The organism is Streptomyces sp. NPDC001108 (assembly GCF_053598535.1).
The window spans coordinates 74,746-96,095 of record NZ_JBSFKL010000007.1 but is presented as its reverse complement, the minus strand read 5'-3'; the positions used below and the strand labels follow the sequence as shown (position 1 = coordinate 96,095).

The window sequence follows — 21,350 nt, the reverse complement described above, 5'->3', positions numbered from 1 at the left end:
CGGCCGGGACGCGCCCCGGCCCGAGCGGGCCGGTGCGTGGTGCGGGGGCGGATACCGGCCACGGAGACGCGCCGGCGCCGTCACCACGGTGGATTCCGTGAGGACGGCGCCGGTGTCAGCCGTATGCGGTTTTCCGGGCGGCGCCGTCTCCCCGAGTCGGACGGCGCCGTGCGGCTCTCGGCCTGGTCAGCTCTCGGCCAGGATGTGTGAGAGCTCCGTATCGAGATCGAAGTGACGATGTTCGGTGCCCGGTGGTACCGCGGCGTCGGTCCGCTTCAGGAACGACTCCAGGGCCCTTGCCGGGGCTTCGAGCAGTGCTTCGCCCTCCGGGGAGCTCAGCGCGATGCAGACGACGCCCTGGCCGTGGCTACGGGATGGCCAGACGCGGACGTCTCCGGTGCCGGTGGGCCGGTGCAGCCCCTCGGCAAGGAGGTCGCGGGCGAATACCCATTCGACCGTTTCCTCCGCTCCGGTATGGAAGGTGGCGTGCACGGCATACGGATCGGCCGTGTCATACCGCAGGCCCGCGGGTACAGGCAGTGATGACTCGCTCGACACAACGAGGCGCAGGTGCAGCTCGCAGCTGACCGTGGTGTTCATAAGCGCCAGGGCCTTTCGCTCAGTGTGCGCTCGGGGATTCGCACGTCGGCGAAATCGACATGCCACCTACGGTGGCGTTGTAAACCCCTCTGGGCTTTTTGTGTCTCTTCGAGTAGCTCGTACAGCGGTGTGTAACTTTTGGTTATGCGGCCATTCCGGTGAAGAAGGCCGTTCCGGTAGATTGGGTCCATGAATGCGGAGCGTGACGTACGGGACGGCGGTGCCGTTCCCGCGGCGCCCGTTCCGGACACGGGGAACGGTGCGGAGAGCGGCGTGGCCGGAGAGGCTGGAGAGGCCCAGGGAGGTGCCCCCGAGGAGCGGGGGCTCGGTTCGCGGGCGCCGGGGTTCATCCGGGCCTCCAGGCCGCTGCACCTGAGCTGGCAGGTCGGCGTCTTCGTGATCGGCCTCGCCGTGGTGGTGGCGGGGATCATCATGCTGCCGCTGCCCGGTCCGGGCTGGCTGGTGATCTTCGGGGGCATGGCGATCTGGGCGACGGAGTTCGTCTGGGCGCAGCTCGTGCTCCGCTGGACCAGGCGGAAGGTCACCGAGGCCGCCCAGCGGGCGCTCGACCCCAAGGTCAGGCGGCGCAACATCATCCTGACCGTGGTCGGTCTGGTGATCGTCGCGGTGCTGGTGGGGATCTACGTCTGGAAGTTCGGCATCACGATGCCGTGGAAGATCCACGAGTGATCCGGGGGTGGTCATGGGGCGCCGCTGACATGGGGTAATGTTTGCTCCGCACCCGGGCGATTAGCTCAGTGGGAGAGCGCTTCGTTCACACCGAAGAGGTCACTGGTTCGAACCCAGTATCGCCCACCCGGACAGAGGGCCCGTGAGACCGCAGAGTCTCACGGGCCCTCTGCGTTTTCCGGTTCCGGCGGGTCCTCGGCTTTCCCGCCGGCGGGGCCGCGGGAGCGCGGGGTCCGGTGGGTCTCCGGAGTTTTCCGGGACACGGGAATTCCCGGAGGGTTTCCTTCCGGGATCCCGGGCGGGCAATGACTCCGGTTCGCGGAGAATTCCCTATCGGTCGGGGCCTCCGTGAACTGCTGCATTTCCCGGGCGAGTTCGCCGTGGTGTTTCTTTCCCGCCCGGGACGACGCTCCGTCAGCGCATGCGGCCCACACTCTCCTTCAGCCGCCGCGCGTCGCGCAGCCGCTGCTCGTACGTGGCCCCGACCACCAGCAGCAGCGCTCCGGCCAGGGCGGGCGGCAGCCAGCGGGGGAGTGCGCCGACGACCTGGACGACGTACGGCGCCAACTCGTGCACGGCGTCCAGGGCCAGCACCGCGCCGCCGAGCAGCAGCAGGGCCTGGAGCCGCAGCCGGGCGCCCGCGAGGGTGATCACCAGCGCCGCCGTGCCGAGCAGCAGCGGACGCTGCCAGTCCGGGTCGAACCAGGCCGCGCAGAGGCTCGGGACCAGCGTCGCGGCGAGACCCGCCCCGTACGCCGTCCACGACGAGGCCGACGGGTCGCGGCGCCGTCGCAGCACCCCGACCGCCAGGGCGGGCACCGTCACCGGCAGGGTGTACGCCTCCGGGGCCGTCACGCCCGAGGCCGTCAGCCGCACCCAGGTGGCCAGGACGAACAGCGCGACCGCCAGGTGGCCGGCCGCCGGCCGTCGCTCGGCCCGTACCGCCGTTCCCGCCGCCAGTACCCCGCACAGCGCCAGCACCAGCGCCAGGTACGGCCGGTCCGGTGCGGCCATGAGGACCGCCAGGACGGCCGGCACCGCACCGGCGATCTCGATCACCGGGGCCACCGGGCGGTTCCGCAGCCGGGCCCCGAGCAGTACCGTCGCCGCAGTCACCGCCAGCAGCAGGGGTGCCGCCCGGTGGCCGGCCAGGCCCCACGACGCCCCGCCCGCGCGGACCAGTACCGTCGCGCACACCACGGCCCCGCCCGCCGCCACCGCCTGCGCGGCCCGCGACGCCCCCTCCACCGGCCCGTCGAGCAGCACCGCGACCGCTCCGAGCGCCACCAGCGCCATCGCGAACACCGGGTACGTCGCGGACTCCTCGGCGAGCGACAGGAAGCCCACGCCGACCGCTCCGGCCAGCCCGCACACCAGCGCCGTCCACCCCACCGCCTCCGGGCCTCGGCGCAGCCGGGTCACCGCCACGGCGAGCGTTCCGCACACCAGCACCGACTGCGCGGCCACGGCGGCCGGGTACGAGAACCCCAGCACCGCGGGGAGCGTGACGAGCCCCGCCCAGCAGACGGCCGAGGCGACGGCTCCCACCGCCGCCCGCACCCCAGGCCCCGGCCCCGGCACCGGCCCGGCCACCCGCACCAGCCCGTCCCACCAGCGGTACGCGGCCCCCAGCAGCGCGGCCGCCGCCAGCAGCGTCACTGGGGCCGCGGCCGTCGCGGACCACGCCGAACCGGTCACGCCCAGCGCGCCCCGGACACCCCCGTCGGGCGCCCCGGCCCACACCCGGCCCAGCTGCGACACCGGGCCCAGCAGCGACAGCCCGGCCAGCGGCGCCGAGACCAGCACCGCCGCCGTACCCACCGACGCGGCGGCCCAGCCCAGCCCCCGCCCGACCGGCTCCGGCAGCGGCGCGCGCACCGCCGTCAGCAGGGCCGCGCCGCACAGCAGGTACACCGGCACCGACCAGCCCCGGTCCATTCCGGCGCAGAGCACCCCGCCCACCGCGGCCACCCCGCACAGCCCGGCGAGCACCCCGCCCGCCACCGCGAGCCCCCGGGGAGCGCGCCACGCCCCGAAGAGGGCGATCGCCGCCCCCGCGAGCAGCAGTGCGGCCGGCTCCAGCGCGTCCGGCACCGAACGGGCCGCCACCGACTGCGCCAGCGCCACCAGCAGCCCCCAGAGCCCGGTCGTCCAGGCGCCCGCGCAGGCCGTCATCCGGACCGCGTCGCCCCGGCCGCGCACCGCGATCACGCAGTCCAGCGCCGCCGTCCCCAGCAGTGCCCAGCCGAACCCCGAGGCGCCCGCGCCCGCCGACCACGCCCACAGCACCAGCGGCAACTGGGCGGTCACCACGGCCAGCGGCAGGGGCAGCCGCAGCCGTCCGAGAAGCAGTCCGTACCCGCCCCACAGCACCGCGAGCACCGCCGAGGAAGCCGCGGTGAACCCCGCCGCACCGGCCTCCGGCACCGCCACCCGGTGCAGCGCGTAGGCGTCGAGCACCATCAGCAGGCACGCCAGCGCGCCGAGCGACTCCGCGGTCGCGGACAGCCCGCGGCGCAGCAGCGCGACGGGGGCGGCGAGCGCCGCGAGCGTCACCGCGCCGAGCACCGCCGAACGCCCGGCGATCCCCATGTGCCCCCAGCTCACCAGGGTGAACGCGATGGCCGCGACGGCCAGCAGGAGACCGCCGAGGGTGAGCAGCACGTTCTGCGCGCCGCCCGGGGCGTTCCCGGCGCGGGCGGCGGGGACCGCGAACGGCGCCGGAGGGGGCGGTCCGAACGGGGCGAAGTGCGGTGCGGGCGGCGCGGCGGGCGGCGTCAGCACGCTCAGCAGCCAGGCCCGGCGGACCAGCAGGTGGGACCGGCGGGCGTCGAGCCGGGCCAGTTCACGGTCGAGGAGCGCCAATTCCTCGGCGGGCGGCGGCACATGTTCCATGGACGTGAGTGTGGCGTCGGCCACGGTTTCGTACATGCGCTCGGATACTCAGTTCCCCGGCTGAGTATCCGCAGACTGGGCCCATGGACTGGAACCACTACCGCTTCATGAGCACCTGGGACCTGCCGGCCCCGCCCGACACCGTGTACGCGATCCTCGAACAGGCCGACCGGTACCCGTGCTGGTGGCCGCAGTTCCGCGCGGTGGCCACGGCCGACGGGACCACCGGGACCATCCGGATCCGCGCTTTCCTCCCGTACGAACTCGTCGTCACCGTCCGCGAGAGCCACCGCGACCCCCGGGCCCGGGTCGTGGAGGCCGTGCTCGGCGGCGACCTGGTCGGCCGGGCCCGGTGGACGGTGACCGCGCACGGCGGCGGCAGCCGGGCCGTCTACGAGCAGGAGGTCGAGGTGCGCAGGCGGCTGATGCGGCTCCTGGCGGTGCCCGGACGGCCGGTGTTCCGGGCCAATCACGCCCTGATGATGCGCGCCGGACGGCGCGGGCTGCTGGGCAGGCTGGGCGCGGTTTGAACCGGAGCCGCCGGGCCCTGTATGGTTCAACCCGTTCCCGGGCGATTAGCTCAGTGGGAGAGCGCTTCGTTCACACCGAAGAGGTCACTGGTTCGAACCCAGTATCGCCCACACCGGGAGAAGCCGGTCCGTCAGTAGCATCGACGGACCGGCTTCTGTGTGTCCGGATCCGGGTCCGGTCCCCTGCTCGTGGGCCGGGCAACCGGACGGCCGGACGGTCCCGGATCCGTCACGCGGCGGTCGGGAGCGCCGGGCGCAGCGGCCACGCCGGGTCCACCGTCTCCGCCGTACCGTTCTTCGTGAACCACGCCTGCAGCCCGCGCGCCTGCGCCGCGTGCCAGACCGCCTGGAGGGTGTGGAGCTCCGACGGGCTCAACCGGTCCAGCCGGGCGGAGAACCGCCGCCCCACCGCCCGTACCAGCTCCAGCGCGGCCGTCGCGTCGGCCTCGGCGTCATGGGCGCCGTTCAGGGCGACGCCGTACAGCGCGCAGAGGTCGGTGAGGGTGCGGCGGCCCTTGCGGTAGCGGTCCAGGTGCTTGTCGAGCACGTACGGATCGAGCACGCACAGCGGGGAGTTCTGCACATACGTCCCCAGCGAGGAGGCGCGGTGGCGCTTCAGCTCGCGGTCCAGCAGGGTCAGGTCGAACGGCGCGTTCATCACGACGAGGGGGCGCCCGGCCGCGCACTGCTCGGCCAGGGCGCGGGCCACCTCCTCCATCACCGGCGCCGGCCAGCGCCCGTGGTGCTGGAGGTGCTCGTCGGTCAGCCCGTGGATCGCGGTCGCCGCGGGCGGCACCGGCACCCCCGGATTGACCAGCCAGCGGGTGACGCGCATCCGGCCGCCCGCCATGTCCTGGACGACGAGGGCGGCCGAAACGATCCGGTCCCCCTCCACGTCGATGCCCGTCGTCTCGGTGTCGAATGCGGCCAGTGGTCCTTCGTACCAGTACGTCATCCCCGAACTCCTCGCAGCCGAACGGCAGATGGTGCTGTTCCTCCGCCCGGTTCGGTGATACCCGCGCCCTTTGCCTGATACGCCGTTTGCGGACCGTCCGGTGCGGTGACAACACAGGTGCGGGGCAAGGCAGTTGCCCGTCGTCCCGAGAACCGGGAAACCGGTCGCCACAGCCCGGAAGGCACCCGCAGCCATGGCGCTCGCGAAGCCCGAACCGAGCGGGCTGCTGCCCCAGCGGACCGAACCGCTGCGCGGCGCACTCGCCACCACCGCCTGCATGGAGACGCTCCAGGTGGGTTATCTGCACGCGGTCGCGGCGGCGGCGGGGTGCTCCCTGTCGCAGCCCTTCCCCGACAACGGCATCGACTGGCACGTCAGCCACGGAGCCCCCGGCCATGCCGTGGACGACGAAGTGACCATCAAGGTGCAGCTCAAGTGCACCTATCAGATTCCGCCGCGACCGCCGGGACCGACGTTCGCGTTCACCCTCGACAACGCCCATCTCGTGAAGCTCGCCCGGACCCCCGTGTCGGTCCACAAGATCCTCGTCGTGATGATCGTGCCGCGCAGCCGGGACGACTGGCTGCGGGCCGGGCACGACCGGCTCGACCTGCGGCACTGCTGCTACTGGACCAACCTGGCCGGTCACCCGGTGACCGGGCGGCGGCGGACCACCGTGCGCGTCCCGACCTCGCGGATCTTCGACGACCGGGCGCTCTGCGGGATCATGGCCCGCGTGGGGGCGGGAGGGAGGCCCTGATGCGCCGGCCGACGGACGGGAACCGCGCGGCACCCCCGGTGGGCGTCCCCGACCCCGCCGGGGTCGACCCGGCCGTCCTGGGCACCCTGCTCGGCCGGCACGGCTGGCTGCGCCGGGGCGGCACCCCGGGACGTTACGGCCGCTGGACCCCGCCGGGCCCCGCAGGGGGCGTGGCGAGCCTCCTGGTCCCCGACACCACCGCCTTCCCCGACAGCGAGGACCTCCTCGCCGAGGCGCTCACCGCGCTCGCCCGCTGCGCGCTGCCCTCCGCCCGCGGGATCCTGCTCTCCCTCGCCGTGCCCAGCGACGAGATCCGCTGGTGGCGGGAGGCCCCCGAACCGGTCGCGGGCGCGACCGCCTGGACCGGCGCGGAACGGCTGCACACCGCCGCCCGGCAGATCCTGCTCGCCGGGGCCCTCGCCGTGCGTTCCACCACCGGCTACCACGGCGCACGCCACCGCCGCCGGGCGCGGGCCGCGCTCGACGGCGTGCTGGTCGAGCCCGCGCCCGGCGGCCGCGAGCTCGCCGCCTTCGTACCGGTCGCCTCCGGGCGGGCCGTCGCCGTCCGGCTCCACCGGGCCCTGCACGCCACCCGCGAGGCCGTGGACTACCAGCGCGCCACCGGCGGCTTCGAAGCCTTCAACACGGCCGTCGCGGCGGGCGTCAGCCGGGAGCTGACCCAGGCCCTCGTCGCCCTCGTACGGGGTTCGGAGGGGGCGGGCATCGCCCTGGACTGGGCGCCGGCCGCCGGACCGCCCGGGGGCTGCCCGCCCCGGCCCGAGCCGGTGGAGTTCTCCCCGGGCGACCTGCCCGCGCTGCGCCGGGCGGGCGCCCGCTACCTCAGGGACGAGCCGCCCGAGACCGTCCGCGTCACCGGAGCCGTCGTCCGGCTGCGGAGGGCCGCGCCGGGCGGCCCCGGGATCGTCCGGCTGCGGGTGCTGGCGGGCGCCGAGGTGCCGCACGTACGGCTGGAACTGGACGAGGAGGCGTACCGGATCGCCGGCCACGCCCACCTGGTGGGGCTGCCGATCCGGGTGGAGGGCAGGCTGGAGAGCCACGACGGGTTCCGCCGGCTGACCCGGACCGCGCGGGTCGTGCCCGTACGGGTCGACGACGCGGAGCGGGACCGGCTGATGAAGTCCCTCCACGAGAACCTCGACTGCTTCGAGGAGGCCTGCGGCGGCGAATGAAGGGGGCGGCCCCGGCCCTTTTCGCACGGGGGGCCGTCGGCTCGGTACGATTCCCCTGGCACGCGCTAGAGGAATGCGGGTGCGCCCCCTGAGTCAGGAGAGACCGGTGTCAGACGTCCGTGTGACCATCCAACGCGATTCCGAGCGGGAAGAGCGCGTGGTGACGACGGGCACTACGGCAGCCGAGCTCTTCGCCGGCGAGCGCACCGTCGTCGCCGCCCGGGTCGCCGGTGAGCTGAAGGACCTCGCGTACGCCGTCGCCGACGGCGAGGTCGTCGAGCCCGTGGAGATCTCCTCCGAGGACGGTCTGAACATCCTGCGGCACTCCACCGCCCACGTGATGGCGCAGGCCGTGCAGCAGCTCTTCCCCGAGGCCAAGCTGGGCATCGGCCCGCCGGTCAAGGACGGCTTCTACTACGACTTCGACGTCGAGAAGCCGTTCACGCCCGAGGATCTCAAGGCCATCGAGAAGAAGATGCAGGAGATCCAGAAGCGCGGCCAGCGTTTCTCCCGCCGGGTCGTCACGGACGAGGACGCCCGCGAGGAGCTGGCCGCCGAGCCGTACAAGCTGGAGCTCATCGGGATCAAGGGCTCCGCCTCCTCGGACGACGGCGCGGACGTCGAGGTGGGCGGCGGCGAGCTGACCATCTACGACAACCTCGACCCGAAGACCGGCGAGCTGTGCTGGAAGGACCTCTGCCGGGGTCCGCACCTGCCGACCACCCGGTTCATCCCGGCGTTCAAGCTGATGCGCAACGCCGCGGCGTACTGGCGCGGCAGCGAGAAGAACCCGATGCTCCAGCGCATCTACGGCACCGCCTGGCCCACCAAGGAAGAGCTGAAGGCGCACCTGGAGTTCCTGGAGGAGGCCGCCAAGCGCGACCACCGCAAGCTCGGCAACGAGCTGGACCTCTTCTCCTTCCCCGACGAGATCGGCCCCGGCCTCGCGGTCTTCCACCCCAAGGGCGGCATCATCCGCCGCGCCATGGAGGACTACTCGCGCCGCCGCCACGAGGAGGAGGGCTACGAGTTCGTCTACTCCCCGCACGCCACCAAGGGCAAGCTCTTCGAGAAGTCCGGCCACCTGGACTGGTACGCGGACGGCATGTACCCCCCCATGCAGCTCGACGACGGGGTGGACTACTACCTCAAGCCGATGAACTGCCCGATGCACAACCTGATCTTCGACGCGCGCGGCCGCTCCTACCGTGAACTCCCGCTGCGCCTCTTCGAGTTCGGCACGGTGTACCGGTACGAGAAGTCCGGCGTGGTGCACGGCCTGACCCGCTCGCGCGGCTTCACGCAGGACGACGCGCACATCTACTGCACCAAGGAGCAGATGGCCGAGGAGCTCGACCGGACGCTCACCTTCGTCCTCAACCTGCTCCGCGACTACGGTCTGACCGACTTCTACCTGGAGCTCTCCACCAAGGACCCGGAGAAGTTCGTCGGCTCCGACGAGATCTGGGAGGAGGCCACCGAGACGCTGCGCCAGGTCGCCGAGAAGCAGGGCCTGCCGCTGGTCCCGGACCCGGGCGGCGCCGCGTTCTACGGCCCGAAGATCTCGGTCCAGTGCAAGGACGCCATCGGCCGCACCTGGCAGATGTCGACCGTGCAGCTCGACTTCAACCTGCCGGAGCGCTTCGACCTGGAGTACACCGGCCCGGACGGCACCAAGCAGCGCCCGGTCATGATCCACCGCGCCCTGTTCGGTTCCATCGAGCGCTTCTTCGCGGTGCTCCTGGAGCACTACGCGGGCGCCTTCCCGGTCTGGCTGGCCCCGGTCCAGGCGGTCGGCATCCCGATCGGCGACGCGCACGTCCCGTACCTCCAGGAGTTCGCGGCCAAGGCCCGCAAGCAGGGGCTGCGGGTCGAGGTGGACGCCTCCTCCGACCGGATGCAGAAGAAGATCCGCAACCAGCAGAAGGCCAAGGTGCCCTTCATGATCATCGCGGGTGACGAGGACATGGCCAACGGCGCCGTCTCCTTCCGCTACCGCGACGGTTCGCAGGAGAACGGCATCCCGGTCGAGGACGCCCTCGCCAAGATCCGCAAGGCCGTGGAGGACCGCGTCCAGGTCTGACCCGACGACGGTCCCGAGGCCCCCGGAGCGCTACCCGCCCTCCGGGGGCCTCGTCTCGTCCTCCCGCCGGAACACCTGCATCAGCCACGACGAGAACGAACCCGTCACCGCCCCGAGCAGTGCCAGCCCGCACAGCATCAGCCCCGACGCCACGGCCCGGCCGCCCGCCGTGACCGGCACCGCGTCCCCGTACCCCACGGTCGTCAGCGTCTCGCAGGCCCACCAGACGGCGTCCCCGAAGGTGTGGATCGTGGTCCCGGGCGCCCGGTGCTCCAGGTGGTAGACGGTCAGCGCGGCGGAGAACCCGAGCAGCAGGGCGGCCGTCCCCGCGTAGCCGATCACCCGGGCGTACAGGCTCAGGCGCGGCTTCTCCCGGCCCTGCTGGACCACCGTGTAGATGTGGATCAGACGCAGCGGCCGCAGCAGCGGAAGCAGCAGCACCAGGGTGTCCAGCCAGTGCACCCGGACGAAACGGTGCCCGAGGCCGCTGAACCGCAGCCGTACCGCGTAGTCCGCCGCGAAGACCAGCCAGCAGGCCCCGACCAGGGCGAGGCCGAGATCCCGCAGGGCCCCCAGGCTCTCGGGCGCGAGGACATGGAGCGCGTAGCCGAGCAGGAAGAGCAGCGAGACGCCGAAGAGCGGCACCTCGCTGCGCTGCTCCCAGCGCCGGAGACGGGGCGGGGCGGAGTCGGCGGGCGGGGCGCTCATCGCCTCAGCATCGCCTCGCGACGGTGGGCGCGCCCCCGACGACACGCGCCCGGGGAGTGAAGCAATATGCTGATCCGCATGACGAGTGAGCCGGAACAGCAGATCGGAGTGGGGACGCCCGACGCGTTCCAGCGCCTGTGGACGCCCCACCGGATGGCGTACATCCAGGGGGAGAACAAGCCGACCGGCCCGGAGGCCGGCGACGGCTGTCCGTTCTGCGGCATCCCGTCGGGTTCGGACGAGGACGGGCTCGTCGTCGCCCGCGGGACGCACGTCTACGCGGTGCTGAACCTCTACCCGTACAACGGCGGCCACCTGATGGTGGTGCCCTACCGGCACGTGGCCGACTACACCGAGCTGGACGGGCCGGAGACCATGGAGCTGGCCGACTTCACCAAGCGGGCCATGGTGGCGCTGCGGGCGGCCTCCGGGGCGCACGGATTCAACATCGGCATGAACCAGGGCGCGGTCGCGGGCGCGGGCATCGCGGCCCATCTGCACCAGCACCTGGTGCCGCGCTGGGGCGGGGACACCAACTTCATGCCCGTCGTCGGGCACACGAAGGTGCTGCCGCAGCTGCTCGCGGACACGCGCAAGATGCTGGCCGACGCCTGGCCGGTCGGCTGACGGGACCGGCGTACGAAAAGCCCGAAGGCCGCCCCCGACGGAGGGGGACGGCCTTCGGGCTTTTCGTCGTGCCTGCTACGCGTCGTACAGGTCGGCCTTGCGCGGGCTCGGGTCCTGCACGGCGCCGCTGAGCACCATCGAGCGGTTGTCGAAGCGCTCGGTGTCGACGCCGTTCTCCGAGAGGACCCGCAGCGCGGCGTTGTGCACGGCGCGCAGCACGGGCGTCGCGGCGCGCATCGCGTCGTCCGCCATGAAGCGGTGGCGCCACGGCTGCTCGGCCCAGGCGTGCCGCAGGCCGAAGGGCTCGGGCAGGGCGATCTTCCCGCCCAGGTAGTCCAGCAGCGGCGGATACCAGGTGAGCGGGGCGCGCAGGGCGAGGCGGACCACCTCGCTGGACTCCACCAGCGGCAGCTTGATGTCCCGGGTCTCCCAGAAACGCACCGTCTTGTTGACCGTCTTGGACGGGGCCGAGGGCTTGCTGGTGAAGAGCGAGTGGACCGGGCCGAGCGCGTGCCCGGTCACCTCGATGCGCAGCGTCTCGTGGAGCACCGTGACCGTGATCATCATGGTGATGATCAACTGCCCGTCCCAGAGGACGAACTGGACGCCCAGATAGTGCCGGTTGCCGCCGCCGAACTGCTGGTGGTTGCAGATCCGCTGTATCTCGTGCGGCTTGACCTGGAAGGTGGCGACGTCCTCACCGGCCGGCCGGGAGACCGAGTCCGCGTTCTCGCCGACGGGGGAGACGATCCAGTGGGTGACCGACGGCTTGGGGAACCCCCCGGTGTTCAGCGGGCCGCGCTCCAGCATCTTGAGCTGGTCGTGGATCGCCCGGATCACGTCCCAGCTGCGGAACTGGTGGAACTCCTTGCCGGGCTCCTTGGAGACGAGCTCCTCGGCCAGCTGCCAGCTTCCCCAGCGGGTCCCCATGCCGAGGATGCCCTTGGGGCCCGCGTAGAAGACCGAGTTGGAGTGCTGCTCGGCGGTGAGCTTCTCCAGGCCCTGGCGGAGCGCCTCGCGGGAGGTCTCGCTGGGGTTCTTCGGCACCGCCTCGGGGATCTTGGCGGTGACGCCGCCGCCGGAGAGCAGCCCCTCCCAGCGGGCCCGCATGTCCTTGGCGGACGCCTCGGCCACCTGCTTGGCGAGATACCAGCCGACGACCGGGGCGACGATGGCCAGCAGGACGTAGATCGCCAGGAAGTTGTGGAGATCCACGTTGACCACGGCGATCAGCGCCACGATCCCGATGATCGGGAGCATGGCGTTGCCCAACGCGGAGAGCACCTTGTCCGAGGTCTTGGCGAGGGAGTCGCGCAGCCGGAACGCGATGATCCACATCAGCATGCCGGGGAGGAAGAGGAGGCCGAACACGGCGGTGATGACGGTGAGTTTGGTGTCGCGGCTCTTGCGGAGACGGGACGCGGACAGACAGTGCTCGACGACGGTCTGCGGGTCGGTCCCGAAGGACTGGATGAGGGCCTTGCGGGCGCCGCCCAGCATGCGCTCCTGGACGGCGCGGGAGAACGCCTCACCGAAATTCGGCTTGAAGTAGTCGGACTTGAGGAACTTGGAACGGCCCACCTTGACTTCGGACTTGTGCCACTCGTTGTTGGCTTCAAGGATCTTCTCCACCGGGCTGTCCCGGTACGCCGCCGAGGCGAGGGCATTCGTCACCACTGCCTGCCCGCCCGATCCCTGGAGCGGGATCTGCGCTCCGGGAGAGAAATCGAATCCGTCGCTGGCCACTGTCGCCCCCACTCGCCGCCGAGGAACTGCTCCTGCGGCTGTTTCCCAACTGCCGTGCTCGGCACACTTTCTGAGCTGGGACCACAGAGTATCGTCCGGATCGCCACGCCGTCCGCCCCGTGGACAAAGGCGGACGGCGCGGCCGGTTCAGTTGTCGCCGGGGGCGCCCGCCCGCTGGTCCCGGAGGCGTTCGGCGAGGTGCGGGGGCATCGGTTCGTGCCGGGCGTACGCCCGGTCGAACCGTCCGGCGCCATGGGTGAGGGCCCGCAGGTCGACCGCGTACCGGTCGATCTCCAGCTCGGGCACCTCGGCCCGCACCAGGGTGCGGCCCGGCCCGGACTGCTCGGTGCCGACCACCCGGCCGCGCCGTCCGGACAGGTCGCTCATCACCGGCCCCACGTAGTCGTCCGGGACCAGGACCGTGACCTCGGCGACCGGTTCGAGCAGCTGGACACGGGCCGCGGCGGCCGCCTCGCGCAGCGCCAGTGCGCCCGCCGTCTGGAAGGCGGCGTCGGAGGAGTCCACCGAGTGGGCCTTGCCGTCCCGCAGGGTGATGCGTACGTCGACGAGCGGATGGCCGCTCGCCACCCCGCGGGCGGCCTGGGCGCGCACCCCCTTCTCGACGGACTGGACGAACGGGCGGGGCACCGCGCCGCCCACCACCCGGTTCACGAACTCGATGCCCGAGCCCGGGGGCAGCGGCTCCACCTCGATCTCGCAGACGGCGTACTGGCCGTGGCCGCCGGACTGCTTCACATGACGGCCGCGCCCCGCCGACGGGGCGGCGAAGGTCTCGCGGAACGCCACCCGGTGCGGTACGGCGTCGACGTGGACCCCGTAGCGGTTGCGCAGCCGGTCCAGCGCCACGTCCTGGTGGGCCTCGCCGAGACACCACAGGACCACCTGGTGGGTGTCCTGGTTCTGTTCCAGGCGCATGGTCGGGTCCTCGGCGACCAGCCGGGCGAGCCCCTGGGACAGCTTGTCCTCGTCCGCCTTGCCGTGGGCCTCGACGGCGAGCGGCAGCAACGGGTCCGGCACGGTCCAGGGCTCCAGCATCAGCGGCAGGTCCCGGTCGGTCAGGGTGTCCCCGGTCTCGGCGCCGCCGAGCCGGGCGACCCCGACCAGATCGCCCGCCACGCACCTCTCACGCGGACGCTGCTGCTTGCCGAAGGGGGTGGAGAGGGCACCGACCCGCACCTCCGCCTCGTGGAAGGGGAGGGGAGCGTGCCCCGGACCGGTGAGACCGCGGCCGAGCACCTGGACGGTCTCGTCGGCGCGGAGCGTGCCGGAGAAGACCCGGACGAGCGACATCCGGCCGACGTACGGATCGGTGGCCGTCTTGACGACCTCGGCGACCAGCGGGCCGTCCGGATCGCAGACCAGGTCCGGCCGCGCCGCCCCGTGCAGCGGGGTGACCCCGGGGAGCGGGCGCTCCGGCGGGGCCGGGAGGCCGCCGGTGATCAGCTCCAGCAGCTCCACCGTGCCGACGCCCTGGCGGGCCCCCTCGGCGGCCGGGGCTGCGGCGAGCACGGGGTGGAAGGTGCCCCGGGCCACGGCGCGCTCCAGGTCGCCGAGGAGCGTGGCGACGTCCACCGGGGCCCCGTCGAGGTAGCGGTCCATCAGGGTCTCGTCCTCGCTCTCCGCGATGATCCCCTCGATGAGCCGGTCGCGGGCCTTCCGCAGGGTGTCCCGGCGGCCCTCCTCGGGCGGGCGCTCCAGGCGCTCGCCCGAGGAGTAGTCGAGGAACCGTTCGGTGAGGAGCCCGGTGAGCCCGATGAGCGGGGCGTGCCCGTCGGCGCTCTCGGGACCGTGGACGGGCAGATAGAGCGGGAGCACCGCGTCGGGGTCGTCGCCGCCGAAGATCTCCCCGCAGAGCCGGGTCATCGCGTCGAACGGGGTCCGCGCCGTGTCGAGGTGGGTGACGACGACGGCGCGCGGCATCCCGACCGCGGCGCACTCCTCCCACGCGGCGCGGGCGGTGTCCCCCACCGCCTGGGCCTCCTGGGCGGCCGACACGACGAAAAGGGCCGCGTCCGCCGCCCGCAGGCCCGCCCGCAGCTCCCCGACGAAATCGGCGTACCCGGGGGTGTCCAGCAGATTGATCCGGTACCCGCCCCACTCGACGGGGACCAGGGAGAGCTGTACGGAGCGCTGCCTGCGGTGCTCGATCTCGTCGTAGTCGGAGACGGTGGCACCGTCCTCGACCCGGCCGGCCCGGTTGACCGCGCCGGCCGTCTGCGCGAGGGCCTCGACGAGGGTGGTCTTGCCCGAGCCGCTGGGGCCGACCAGCACCACGTTCCGTACGGACGAGGGCCGGTCGGCCGCCGTCGCCCTGCCGGCGGCCCCGGTGTGCGCGTGTCCTCTGTCGCCCATGATGCGTACCTCCCGGCTGATGGCGCGGAGCGGGGGAAGATCCGATGCGGAAAGGGTCCGGGAGCGCGGTTCCGCCGCGGCGGCCGGACGGAATCCGCGGTAATTCGAGCTTTCCACTCGGACCGGTACGCGTCCATCCAAAGCACCCCGCGGCGCGCGGCCGGGTGCCCGGAGGGTGGAGCCCGGCGGGCGTGACTACGATGGGCCAGCCGGTGGCCGTAGGGGCCGCTCGGCCCACCGACCCTCGGGAAGGCCATGCTGAACAAGTACGCGCGTGCATTTTTTACGCGTGTCCTCACACCGTTCGCCGCACTGCTGCTCCGTCTCGGCGTGAGCCCCGACGCGGTCACTCTGATCGGCACGGCCGGGGTGATGGCAGGTGCGCTGGTCTTCTTCCCCATGGGGGAGTTCTTCTGGGGCACGATCGTCATCACGATCTTCGTCTTCTCCGACCTCGTCGACGGCAACATGGCCCGTCAGGCCGGGATCTCCAGCCGCTGGGGCGCCTTCCTCGACTCGACGCTCGACCGGGTCGCCGACGGAGCGATCTTCGGCGGGTTCGCGCTCTGGTACGCGGGCAACGGCGACGACAACACCCTCTGCGCCGTCGCGATCTTCTGCCTGGCCAGCGGCCAGGTGGTCTCGTACACCAAGGCGCGCGGCGAGTCGATCGGCCTGCCGGTCGCGGTCAACGGTCTCGTCGAGCGCGCCGAGCGGCTCGTGATCTCGCTGGTCGCGGCCGGGCTCGCCGGTCTCCACGCGTTCGGTGTCCCGGGCGTCCAGGTGCTGCTCCCGATCGCGCTGTGGATCGTCGCCGTGGGCAGTCTGATCACGCTCGTGCAGCGGGTCGTCACGGTACGCCGCGAGGCCGCCGAGGCCGATGCCGCCGACGCGGCCGCCGCCCCGGGGAGCGGGACCGCCCGGTGAGCGACGATCCGGACCACGGGCGCTCCGGCCTGCGGGACCGGCTGACCGACGGGCTCTACGGGCTCGGCTGGACGGCCGTCAAGAAGCTCCCCGAACCGGCCGCCCGCACCCTCTTCCGCACCCTCGCCGACCAGGTCTGGAAGCGGCGCGGCAAGGGCGTGCTGCGACTGGAGTCCAACCTCGCCCGGGTCGTCCCCGACGCGTCCCCGGCCCGGCTGGCCGAGCTCTCCCGCGCCGGAATGCGCTCGTACATGCGCTACTGGATGGAGTCCTTCCGACTGCCCACCTGGAGCCCGGAACGGATCAAGGCCTCCATCGACGTGACCGGCGCGCACCGGCTCACCGACGGCCTCGACGCCGGGCGCGGCGTCATCCTCGCCCTGCCGCACCTGGCCAACTGGGACCTGGCGGGCGCCTGGGTCACCACCGACCTCAAGGTGCCGTTCACGACCGTCGCCGAGCGGCTGAAGCCCGAGACGCTGTACGACCGCTTCGTCGCCTACCGCGAGGGCCTCGGCATGGAGGTCCTGCCGCACAGCGGCGGCGCCGCCTTCGGCACCCTGGCCCGGCGGCTGCGCGCGGGCGGGCTGGTCTGCCTGGTCGCCGACCGCGACCTGTCCGCCTCCGGCGTCGAGGTGACGTTCTTCGGCGACACCGCGCGGATGCCCGCAGGCCCCGCGCTGCTGGCCCAGCAGACCGGCGCCCTGCTGCTCCCCGTGACCCTCGGCTACGACGGCACGCCGGTCATGAAGGGCCGCATCCACGAGCCGGTCGAGGTGCCGGACTCGGGCACCCGCGCCCAGCGGACGTCCTCGATGACCCAGGCGCTGGCCGACGCCTTCGCCGGCGGAATCGCCGACCATCCGGAGGACTGGCACATGCTGCAACGGCTCTGGCTCGCCGATCTGGAGACCCGGGAGGACCCGAGGTGAAGATCGGCATCGTCTGCCCGTACTCCTGGGACGTACCGGGCGGCGTGCAGTTCCACATCCGCGACCTCGCCGAGCACCTGATCCGGCTGGGCCACCGGGTCTCCGTCCTCGCCCCCGCCGACGACGAGACCCCGCTGCCGCCGTACGTGGTGTCGGCGGGCCGCGCCGTGCCCGTCCCGTACAACGGCTCGGTGGCCCGGCTGAACTTCGGCTTCCTGTCGGCGGCCCGGGTGCGCCGCTGGCTGCACGACGGCACCTTCGACGTGATCCACATCCACGAGCCGACCTCGCCCTCGCTCGGGCTGCTCGCCTGCTGGGCCGCCCAGGGGCCGATCGTCGCCACGTTCCACACCTCCAACCCGCGCTCCCGGGCCATGATCGCCGCGTACCCGATCCTCCAGCCCGCCCTGGAGAAGATCAGCGCGCGCATCGCGGTGAGCGAGTACGCCCGCCGCACCCTGGTCGAACACCTCGGCGGCGACGCGGTGGTCATCCCGAACGGGGTCGACGTCGGCTTCTTCGCCGGCGCCGAGCCCCGGGCCGAGTGGCAGGGCGGGACGATCGGGTTCATCGGCCGGATCGACGAGCCCCGCAAGGGCCTGCCCGTCCTGATGCGGGCGCTGCCCGCCATCCTCGCCGCCCGCCCCGGGACCCGGCTGCTGGTCGCGGGCCGGGGGGACGAGGAGGAGGCGGTCGCCTCGCTGCCGAAGGAGATGCGCGAGCGGGTCGAGTTCCTCGGCATGGTGAGCGACGAGGACAAGGCACGGCTGCTGCGCAGCGTCGACGTGTACGTCGCGCCCAACACCGGCGGCGAGAGCTTCGGAATCATCCTGGTCGAGGCGATGTCGGCCGGGGCCCCGGTCCTCGCCAGCGACCTGGACGCCTTCGCGCAGGTGCTGGACCAGGGCGGGGCGGGCGAGCTGTTCGCCAACGAGGACGCGGACGCGCTGGCCGCCGCCGCGATCCGGCTGCTCGGCGACGAGGAGCGGCGCGCCGGCCTGAGCGGGCGGGGCGCCGCGCACGTACGGCGGTTCGACTGGTCGACGGTCGGTGCGGACATCCTCGCGGTGTACGAGACGGTGACGGACGGGGCTGCCTCGGTGGCCGCCGACGAACGCACCGGTCTGCGCGCCCGCTTCGGCCTGACCCGCGAGTAGGAGCCGGGCGCGGGCCGGGGCCGCCCCGGCACGCCGCCCGCGCCCCGGCGGTAGCCTTGCCGCCCGTGATCGAAACCCTCTTCTGGATCGTGGTCGCGGTCGTCGCGACCGGCATGTACCTCAGCTGGACCGCCGGCCGACTGGACCGCCTGCACACCCGGATCGACGCCGCCCGGGCCGCCCTCGACGCGCAGCTCCTGCGCCGCGCCTCGGTGACGCAGGAACTCGCCACGTCCGGCGTCCTCGACCCCGCCGCCTCCATCGTCCTGTACGAGGCCGCGCACGCGGCCCGCCAGGCGGAGGGGGAGCAGCGCGAGGTGGCCGAGAGCGAACTGAGCGCCGCGCTGCGGGCGGTCTTCGGCGAACCGGAGCAGGTGGAGGCCGTCAAGGAGATCCCCGGCGGCGAGGAGACGGCGCTCGAACTGGCCGCCGCCGCCCGCCGCGTCCCGATGGCCCGGCGGTTCCACAACGACGCGGTGCGCGCGGCCCGCGCCCTGCGCCGCCACCGCAAGGTGCGGTGGTTCCGGCTGGCCGGCCACGCGCCCTTCCCCCTGGCCTTCGAGATGGACGACGAACCCCCGACGGCCCTGGCGGACCGCCCCGGCAGCTGACCGGACGGCCACTTCCCGCGTGACCGGGGCCACATCGCCGTCCGCGCCCGGCCAAAACGATCCACCGGCCCACTATTGGCCCTTGCAGTGGACTGTTCCCGGGGAGTTTGCTCAGGACCGCACCAACCCGTGCGTTTCGGCAACTTTTCTCCCAGTGAGGTCGACCCATGTCCACGCTTCCCGCCCCCCCGCAGTCCGCCGACTCCCCGGCCACCGGCACCGCGCGCGTCAAGCGCGGCATGGCCGAGCAGCTCAAGGGCGGCGTGATCATGGACGTCGTCGACGCCGAGCAGGCGAAGATCGCCGAGGACGCGGGCGCGGTGGCCGTCATGGCCCTGGAGCGGGTGCCGGCCGACATCCGCAAGGACGGCGGCGTGGCCCGGATGTCGGACCCGAACATGATCGAGGAGATCATCGGGGCCGTCTCCATCCCGGTCATGGCGAAGTCCCGTATCGGCCACTTCGTCGAGGCCCAGGTGCTCCAGTCCCTCGGCGTCGACTACATCGACGAGTCCGAGGTCCTCACCCCGGCCGACGAGATCAACCACAGCGACAAGTTCGCCTTCACCACCCCGTTCGTCTGCGGCGCCACCAACCTGGGCGAGGCCCTGCGCCGGATCGCCGAGGGTGCGGCCATGATCCGCTCGAAGGGCGAGGCCGGCACCGGCAACGTCGTCGAGGCCGTCCGCCACCTTCGGCAGATCAAGAACGAGATCGCCCGCCTGCGCGGCTACGACAACAACGAGCTCTACGCCGCCGCCAAGGAGCTGCGCGCCCCGTACGAGCTGGTCAAGGAGGTCGCCGAGCTCGGCAAGCTGCCCGTCGTGCTCTTCTCCGCGGGCGGTGTCGCCACCCCGGCCGACGCCGCGCTGATGCGCCAGCTCGGCGCCGAGGGCGTCTTCGTCGGCTCCGGCATCTTCAAGTCCGGCGACCCCGCCAAGCGCGCCGCCGCGATCGTGAAGGCCACCACCTTCTACGACGACCCGAAGGTCATCGCGGACGCCTCCCGGAACCTGGGCGAGGCCATGGTCGGCATCAACTGCGACACCCTGCCCGAGGCCGAGCGCTACGCGAACCGTGGCTGGTAAGCACCGATGAGCGACACCCCTGTGATCGGCGTCCTGGCACTCCAGGGCGACGTACGGGAACACCTGATCGCCCTGGCCTCGGCGGACGCCCTGGCCAGGCCGGTCCGGCGTCCCGAGGAACTCGCCGAGGTGGACGGCCTGGTCATCCCCGGCGGCGAGTCCACCACGATGTCCAAGCTGGCCTCCCTCTTCCGCATGCTGGAACCGCTGCGCGACCGGGTCCGGGACGGCATGCCCGTCTACGGCACCTGCGCCGGGATGATCCTGCTCGCCGACAAGATCCTCGACCCGCGCGCGGGCCAGGAGACGGTCGGCGGGATCGACATGATCGTGCGCCGCAACGCCTTCGGACGGCAGAACGAGTCCTTCGAGGCGGCCGTCGAGGTCGCCGGGATCGAGGGCGGCCCCGTGGAGGGCGTCTTCATCCGCGCCCCCTGGGTGGAGTCGGTCGGCGCCCGCGCCCGGGTGGTCGCCGAGCACGGCGGCCATATCGTCGCGGTACGTCAGGGAAACGCCCTGGCGACGTCCTTCCACCCGGAATTGACCGGGGACCACCGTGTTCACGCGCTGTTCGTGGACATGGTGCGCGCAGTCGGCTGACTCGATCCCGGTAGGATCTCTCGGGTTCGAATCGTTTTGGGTGACGCGAAGGAGAAGGCAGATGTCCGGCCACTCTAAATGGGCTACGACGAAGCACAAGAAGGCCGTGATTGACGCCAAGCGCGGCAAGCTCTTCGCGAAGCTGATCAAGAACATCGAGGTGGCGGCCCGTACCGGCGGCGCCGACCCCGATGGAAACCCGACCCTTGTGGACGCGATCCAGAAGGCGAAGAAGAGCTCCGTCCCGAACAAGAACATCGACTCCGCGGTCAAGCGCGGCGCCGGTCTCGAAGCGGGCGGCGTCGACTACCAGACGATCATGTACGAGGGTTACGGCCCGAACGGTGTCGCGGTGCTCATCGAGTGCCTCACCGACAACCGCAACCGCGCCGCTTCCGACGTACGTGTGGCGATGACCCGCAACGGCGGTTCGATGGCCGACCCCGGGTCGGTCTCGTACCTCTTCAACCGCAAGGGCGTCGTGATCGTCCCCAAGGGCGAGCTGTCCGAGGACGACGTCCTCGGCGCGGTCCTCGACGCGGGCGCCGAGGAGGTCAACGACCTCGGTGACACGTACGAGGTCGTCAGCGAGGCCACCGACATGGTCGCGGTCCGTACCGCGCTCCAGGAGGCCGGCATCGACTACGACTCCGCCGAGGCCAACTTCCTGCCCACCATGCAGGTCGAGCTGGACGAGGAAGGCGCGCGCAAGATCTTCAAGCTGATCGACGCGCTGGAGGACAGCGACGACGTGCAGAACGTCTTCGCCAACTTCGACGTCTCGGACGAAGTCATGGAGAAGGTCGAGGCATAGGCCGAGCTCGGCACAGCCTCCACGTGCGGGCCGACGGGGACACACCCCCGTCGGCCCGTCGCGT

At 72.4% G+C, this 21,350-nt stretch carries 19 protein-coding genes and 2 tRNA genes; 15 read left to right on the top strand and 6 right to left on the bottom strand.

The window, feature by feature from the left end; genetic code table 11:
* Positions 1–186: 186 nt before the first annotated feature.
* Positions 187–600 carry an SsgA family sporulation/cell division regulator gene (locus ACWC97_RS17640; protein WP_003959770.1) on the bottom strand — a complete coding sequence of 138 codons (414 nt, stop codon included), beginning with the start codon at positions 598–600 and terminating at the stop codon, positions 187–189.
* 189 nt (positions 601–789) lie between these two features.
* Here ACWC97_RS17640 and ACWC97_RS17635 point away from each other — a divergent pair, with 189 nt between their 5' ends.
* On the top strand, positions 790–1,290 hold the full coding sequence (locus tag ACWC97_RS17635) for a TIGR02611 family protein (RefSeq protein ID WP_450650167.1): 501 nt from the start codon (positions 790–792) through the stop codon (positions 1,288–1,290).
* Between the two features lie 54 nt (positions 1,291–1,344).
* Positions 1,345–1,416 (top strand) — tRNA-Val (locus ACWC97_RS17630).
* A 288-nt stretch (positions 1,417–1,704) separates the two neighbouring features.
* On the opposite strand, the gene ACWC97_RS17625 is transcribed toward ACWC97_RS17630, so the two are convergent.
* Positions 1,705–4,185, bottom strand: a complete 2,481-nt coding sequence (locus tag ACWC97_RS17625) for an SCO7613 C-terminal domain-containing membrane protein (protein WP_450650165.1) — start codon at positions 4,183–4,185, stop codon at positions 1,705–1,707.
* Between the two features lie 83 nt (positions 4,186–4,268).
* On the opposite strand from ACWC97_RS17625, the gene ACWC97_RS17620 reads away from it, so the two are divergent.
* Together ACWC97_RS17620 and ACWC97_RS17615 are read left to right on the top strand one after the other, a co-directional pair.
* Positions 4,269–4,715 carry an SRPBCC family protein gene (locus ACWC97_RS17620; RefSeq protein WP_450650164.1) on the top strand — a complete coding sequence of 149 codons (447 nt, stop codon included), beginning with the start codon at positions 4,269–4,271 and terminating at the stop codon, positions 4,713–4,715.
* A 39-nt stretch (positions 4,716–4,754) separates the two neighbouring features.
* A tRNA-Val gene (locus ACWC97_RS17615) sits at positions 4,755–4,826 on the top strand.
* A gap of 118 nt (positions 4,827–4,944) precedes the next feature.
* Here ACWC97_RS17615 and ACWC97_RS17610 read toward each other — a convergent pair.
* Positions 4,945–5,670 (bottom strand): 3'-5' exonuclease, encoded by a 726-nt coding sequence (locus ACWC97_RS17610; RefSeq protein WP_352277461.1) that lies wholly within the window; start codon positions 5,668–5,670, stop codon positions 4,945–4,947.
* Positions 5,671–5,863: 193 nt separating this feature from the next.
* On the opposite strand from ACWC97_RS17610, the gene ACWC97_RS17605 reads away from it, so the two are divergent.
* From ACWC97_RS17605 to thrS, 3 genes are all read left to right on the top strand, one after another.
* On the top strand, positions 5,864–6,430 hold the full coding sequence (locus ACWC97_RS17605; protein WP_352277460.1) for a DUF4365 domain-containing protein: 567 nt from the start codon (positions 5,864–5,866) through the stop codon (positions 6,428–6,430).
* Positions 6,430–7,620 (top strand): hypothetical protein, encoded by a 1,191-nt coding sequence (locus ACWC97_RS17600; protein ID WP_450650161.1) that lies wholly within the window; start codon positions 6,430–6,432, stop codon positions 7,618–7,620. The genes ACWC97_RS17605 and ACWC97_RS17600 overlap by 1 nt, the downstream gene beginning before the upstream one ends.
* 106 nt (positions 7,621–7,726) lie before the next feature.
* A complete protein-coding gene (gene thrS, locus ACWC97_RS17595) occupies positions 7,727–9,703 on the top strand; it encodes a threonine--tRNA ligase (RefSeq protein ID WP_352277458.1) in 1,977 nt (658 codons plus the stop codon).
* Positions 9,704–9,733: 30 nt separating this feature from the next.
* Here thrS and ACWC97_RS17590 read toward each other — a convergent pair whose 3' ends face one another.
* Positions 9,734–10,411, bottom strand: a complete 678-nt coding sequence (locus ACWC97_RS17590) for a potassium channel family protein (RefSeq protein WP_352277457.1) — start codon at positions 10,409–10,411, stop codon at positions 9,734–9,736.
* 66 nt (positions 10,412–10,477) lie between these two features.
* Here ACWC97_RS17590 and ACWC97_RS17585 point away from each other — a divergent pair, with 66 nt between their 5' ends.
* Positions 10,478–11,038 carry an HIT family protein gene (locus tag ACWC97_RS17585; protein WP_352277456.1) on the top strand — a complete coding sequence of 187 codons (561 nt, stop codon included), beginning with the start codon at positions 10,478–10,480 and terminating at the stop codon, positions 11,036–11,038.
* Positions 11,039–11,113: 75 nt separating this feature from the next.
* Here ACWC97_RS17585 and ACWC97_RS17580 read toward each other — a convergent pair whose 3' ends face one another.
* On the bottom strand, positions 11,114–12,784 hold the full coding sequence (locus ACWC97_RS17580; RefSeq protein WP_352277455.1) for a hypothetical protein: 1,671 nt from the start codon (positions 12,782–12,784) through the stop codon (positions 11,114–11,116).
* 147 nt (positions 12,785–12,931) lie between these two features.
* Positions 12,932–15,157, bottom strand: coding sequence for an elongation factor G-like protein EF-G2 (locus tag ACWC97_RS17575; protein ID WP_352277454.1), 2,226 nt, complete (start codon positions 15,155–15,157; stop codon positions 12,932–12,934).
* A 255-nt stretch (positions 15,158–15,412) separates the two neighbouring features.
* Between ACWC97_RS17575 and pgsA the strand changes: the two genes are divergently transcribed.
* The 7 genes from pgsA (at position 15,413) to ACWC97_RS17540 (ending at position 21,286) form a co-directional block, all read left to right on the top strand.
* Positions 15,413–16,084, top strand: a complete 672-nt coding sequence (pgsA, locus tag ACWC97_RS17570; protein WP_352277453.1) for a phosphatidylinositol phosphate synthase — start codon at positions 15,413–15,415, stop codon at positions 16,082–16,084.
* Positions 16,081–17,016 (top strand): phosphatidylinositol mannoside acyltransferase, encoded by a 936-nt coding sequence (locus tag ACWC97_RS17565; RefSeq protein WP_450650158.1) that lies wholly within the window; start codon positions 16,081–16,083, stop codon positions 17,014–17,016. Before pgsA ends, ACWC97_RS17565 begins: the two co-directional genes overlap by 4 nt.
* Positions 17,013–18,173 (top strand): glycosyltransferase family 4 protein, encoded by a 1,161-nt coding sequence (locus ACWC97_RS17560; protein ID WP_352277450.1) that lies wholly within the window; start codon positions 17,013–17,015, stop codon positions 18,171–18,173. Before ACWC97_RS17565 ends, ACWC97_RS17560 begins: the two co-directional genes overlap by 4 nt.
* A gap of 65 nt (positions 18,174–18,238) precedes the next feature.
* Positions 18,239–18,784, top strand: coding sequence for a hypothetical protein (locus tag ACWC97_RS17555; RefSeq protein ID WP_352277449.1), 546 nt, complete (start codon positions 18,239–18,241; stop codon positions 18,782–18,784).
* Between the two features lie 167 nt (positions 18,785–18,951).
* Positions 18,952–19,872 (top strand): pyridoxal 5'-phosphate synthase lyase subunit PdxS, encoded by a 921-nt coding sequence (gene pdxS, locus ACWC97_RS17550; RefSeq protein ID WP_450650155.1) that lies wholly within the window; start codon positions 18,952–18,954, stop codon positions 19,870–19,872.
* Between the two features lie 6 nt (positions 19,873–19,878).
* Entirely contained in the window at positions 19,879–20,472 is a 594-nt protein-coding gene (gene pdxT / locus ACWC97_RS17545; protein ID WP_450650154.1) for a pyridoxal 5'-phosphate synthase glutaminase subunit PdxT, read from the top strand.
* Positions 20,473–20,533: 61 nt separating this feature from the next.
* Complete coding sequence (locus tag ACWC97_RS17540; RefSeq protein WP_352277445.1) at positions 20,534–21,286, top strand: YebC/PmpR family DNA-binding transcriptional regulator; 753 nt, start codon at positions 20,534–20,536, stop codon at positions 21,284–21,286.
* Positions 21,287–21,350: the final 64 nt, after the last annotated feature.